Below are 3790 nucleotides of genomic sequence, written 5' to 3'. Positions count from 1 at the left end.
CGGAGCCTTGTCGATGTTGTCGAAGCTGATGAAGTCCGCGAAGCCCTGCGCAGCCTGAATGCGCGTGATCGCGGCCGTCAGCGTGGTCTTGCCGTGGTCGACGTGGCCGATGGTGCCCACGTTCACGTGCGGCTTGTTGCGTTCGAACTTAGCCTTGGCCATTTCCGTTTTCGGTCCGATCCGGATGGTTGAGATCGAGTGGGTGCCCGGAGCCGGCGGGGCGCTGCCCTGGCCGTGGCCCCTTCCCTGCAAGAAGGCGTGTGCCGCCCAACCGCGCGGCGCCCGCCCCCGGGTCCGGGCGCATGCCCGAACGACAAACCGCGAGCCTCCCCGCCACATTGCCGTGGAGGCTCGCTCGTGTCTCCCTCCGCCAGACGCACCGCGCGCCACCGAAGCGGCGCGCGGATACACTTCTCCCGGCAGAAAGCAAGACGGGTAAACTAGGGCAAGCCCGGCCGGGCGTCAACCCCCGGCCACGCCGTCCTCTTCGTGCCCGTTCCACGCCCGGCGCCCGCTTTCCTCCGGCTCCGGCTTCCCCGTGCCCCACTCCGCGCATTCATACACCCCGGGTTCCGCACTCCGGCGCGTTCCGCCGCCGGCACCGGTCCCGCGCGAGAATCTTGCATCTACGAAAACCCTCGTATATGATGCCGGGGCCGTCCCCCGCTCCCCCGCCCCGCCACCGATGAGCAGCAGACCCCTTCCCACCGACGCGGAACTGGAGATCCTGACCGCGCTGTGGGCCCGCGGTTGCGCCACCGTGCGCGAGGTGCAGCAGGCGCTGCCGCGCGAGGCCGGCTACACCACCGTGCTCAAGCTGATGCAGATCATGCACGCCAAGGGCTTGGTGCGGCGCGACGAGTCGGAGCGCACGCACGTCTACGAGGCCGCGTTCCGCCGCGAGGACACGGAGCGCGGGCTGGTGGGCGACCTGGCGCGCCGGGCGTTCGGCGGGTCCGCGGGGCGCCTGGTGATGCGCGCCCTGTCCGAGCGCACCGCGTCGCCCGAGGAGATCGCGGAGATCCGGCGCCTGCTGGACGAAGCGGAGCGCGGCCGATGAGCCCCGGGCGTCTTGCAGCCGCGGCCGGATGGGCGGTCGTGCATGGCGCGTGGCAGGCGCTGGCGCTCGCGGTTCTGCTGGCGCTGGTGCTGCGCGTTCTGCATCCGCGCGCGGCGGCGGCGCGCTACGCGGCGGCCTGCATGGCGCTCGCCGCCGTGGTCGTGCTCCCCCTGTGCACGCTCGCCGCGGCGCTGCTGGTGGATGACGGGGCGGGGGTGACGCAGGCGGCCGGCCCGTCATCCACCGCCGCACCGGTCCACGCCGGTGCGCTGCTCGCGTGGGTCGGGGGCGGCTGGGCGGCGGCGGCGCTCGTCCTGCTGCTGCGCATCGCCGCGGGATGGCGGGAGACGCGCCGGCTGCGGACCACCGGCGCCACGCGCGCGCCGGAGTCGTGGAGGCGCGCGATGGGAGGCGCCGCGGAGCGGGCGGGCGTCCGCACGCCTGTCCGCCTGCGCGAGAGCGCCCGGGTGGACGTGCCGCTGGTGGCGGGAATCCGCAGGCCGGTGATCCTGGTTCCCCCCGCGGCCGCGGCCGCTCTCGACGAAGAGCAGGCGGAGACGGTCCTGATCCACGAACTGATGCACGTCCGGCGCGGCGACGTCCTGCTGAACCTGCTGGAGCGGTGCGTGGAGGCGGTCTTCATCCACCACCCCGCCGTGCGCTGGATCGCCGCGCGGGTGCGCGACGAGCGCGAGCACTGCCGGGACGCGGAGGTCGTGGCGCTCGGGGCGGACCGCGTCACGTACGCACGCGCGCTCGCGGCGCTGGAGCAGCTTCGGCCGGCGCGGCGGCTGGCGCTGGGCGCCGCGGACGGCGAACTGCTCGACCGCGTGACGCGGCTGCTCTCGCCCGCGCGTCCCCGGCAGGCGCGGAGCGGCCCCGCGTCCGCGCTCGCGGGCGCCGGCCTGCTCGCGCTGGGACTGCTGGCGTGGGATGGCGCGCGCCGGAGCGCGGGCCTGCTCGCCCCCGCGCTCCCGGTGATGACCGTGCGCGGCGCGGACCCCGCCGGCGCGTTTACGCTGGAGGTGCGCGGCGGGCGCGTGGTGGCCGCGACCCTCGCCGGCGCGCCCGTTGAACCCGGCCGCCTGCTGCAGGTGCGCGATTCCGTCACCGTTCTGTCCGAAACCGGCGTCCCCCGCCTCGCCCTGCGGCTGGTGCCGGGCGGCGTGCGCTGGAATCCCCGGTCGCCCTGACAGACTCCCCTCATCACCCTTGGCGGACGAGTGCGCGTCATGCTACGAAACCTTTCGTACGTCATCGCTGGCCTTCTCCTCCTCCCTGTCTCGCTGGCGGCGCAGGTGCCCGGGCGCGATACGCTGCAGGCGCTCACGGCGGTGCACGCGCGCCTGGCTCGAACGCGCGGGGACGCGACGTGGCCGGGGTTTCGGCCGGACACCATCCCCGTCGTCTTCGTGCTTCGCGGGCGCGGGTCGCTGATGGTGGGGTGGCGCGGAGGGCTTCCGGACGGATGGGTGGCTGCGGCGGGCGGAAGCGCGTGGCTGGACGGCGGCGGCCGCAGCGCCGCGAGCACCGGGGTTCAGCTCGGAGGCCGGGGCGCCGCGTAGGTCGTGGTGGAGAGGATGGATGAGGACGCGCTCGTGGGGCTCGCCGCGCACGAAGCCTTTCACGTTTTTCAGGCAGCGTCGCGCGTGGAGGGCCGCCGGTTCGGCGCGGGCGAGAACAGCATGCTCGTGGCGCGCTATCCCGTGTTCGACGCGGAGAACGAGGCGGGGATGGCGCTGGAAGGCCTGCTGCTGCGCGAGGCTTTGACGATGCCCGGACGCGATGCCGCGGTGCGCGCCGCCCGCGCATTCCTGGCTGTCCGCGCCGCGCGCCAGCGGCGGCTGGGGGCAGAATTCGCGCGGTTCGAGGACGCGGCGGAGATGAACGAGGGGCTGGCGGACTACGCGCGGCACCGCGCCGTCCGGGCGAACGCATCCATCGTCCTCGCGCCGGGGCTGGCGGAAGTGGCGTCGGGCCCGGTCCGCCTCCGCTTCTACGCGACGGGCGCCGCCATGGCGCACCTGCTGGACCGGCTCGGCGGCGCGGAGTGGAAACAGCGGATGATGCGCGACGATCTCACGCTGGGCGAAGCGCTCGCCCGTGCAGCCGGGCGGGCCACGGACGAGGCGGCGGAGGTGTCCGCGGTGGAGGCCCGGCTGAACATGGCCGCGCTCCGGGCGCGTGCCGCGGAGAAGGTCGCGGAACTGCGCGCATCGCGTACCGTGCGGGCAGACAGCGTGCTCGCCGCGCCCGGGCTGCGGGTGCAGGTGGTGCCGGACCGGCTGGGCGGGCCGCTGAACCCGTGCGGGTTCGATCCGCAGAACCTGCTGCGCGTGGACGATGCGCGCTGGCTGCACACCCGCTGGCTGCGCGCCTGTACGGAAGGCGTGGACGTGGAGTTCAACACGCCGGTGGTGCAGGACGAGGCGGGCGGATCGCTCGCCGCCGTCGCCGGGCCGGAGGGGGAGGTGCGGATCACGGCCGGGGGACGCACCCTGGCCCTGGCGGACGGGGCCCGGGTGGACGGCGTCGCGGATCTGCGCATCGAGTCGGCGCCGGTTACCCTCCGCGCGCGGCTTGCGGACGTGGAGCGCACCGGGCGCACGATCATCATCCACCCGCGGCGCGTTCCGTGATCGGCCCCGGACGACGGACGCCGCGGCACCTTATCCCTTGACGCCGGTTCCTGTCCGTTGTTTCGTACGAAAACCCGCCGCGCGCCGGATC

5 protein-coding genes are annotated in these 3790 nt (G+C 74.5%); 4 read left to right on the top strand and 1 reads right to left on the bottom strand.

From position 1 onward, the window contains the following. Positions 1-162 (bottom strand): GTP-binding protein (locus VF665_RS16795; RefSeq protein ID WP_331054601.1); only part of this gene is annotated, 162 nt, incomplete at its 3' end. A gap of 523 nt (positions 163-685) precedes the next feature. Between VF665_RS16795 and VF665_RS16790 the strand changes: the two genes are divergently transcribed. Genes VF665_RS16790 through VF665_RS16775 form a run of 4 tightly spaced genes read left to right on the top strand, consistent with a single transcriptional unit; the run spans position 686 to position 3699 of the window. After that, positions 686-1060, top strand: a complete 375-nt coding sequence (locus VF665_RS16790; protein ID WP_331054600.1) for a BlaI/MecI/CopY family transcriptional regulator — start codon at positions 686-688, stop codon at positions 1058-1060. Then, on the top strand, positions 1057-2253 hold the full coding sequence (locus tag VF665_RS16785; protein WP_331054599.1) for a M56 family metallopeptidase: 1197 nt from the start codon (positions 1057-1059) through the stop codon (positions 2251-2253). The genes VF665_RS16790 and VF665_RS16785 overlap by 4 nt, the downstream gene beginning before the upstream one ends. Positions 2254-2292: 39 nt before the next feature. Further along, positions 2293-2625 (top strand): hypothetical protein, encoded by a 333-nt coding sequence (locus VF665_RS16780; protein ID WP_331054598.1) that lies wholly within the window; start codon positions 2293-2295, stop codon positions 2623-2625. A 15-nt stretch (positions 2626-2640) separates the two neighbouring features. After that, entirely contained in the window at positions 2641-3699 is a 1059-nt protein-coding gene (locus VF665_RS16775) for a hypothetical protein (protein ID WP_331054597.1), read from the top strand. The last annotated feature ends 91 nt before the right edge of the window (positions 3700-3790 follow it).

This window comes from Longimicrobium sp., from assembly GCF_036387355.1.
In the GTDB taxonomy this organism is placed as follows: Bacteria; Gemmatimonadota; Gemmatimonadetes; order Longimicrobiales; family Longimicrobiaceae; genus Longimicrobium.
The sequence above is the reverse complement of the archived record's forward strand: the minus strand, read 5'-3'. Positions and strand labels throughout refer to the sequence as shown.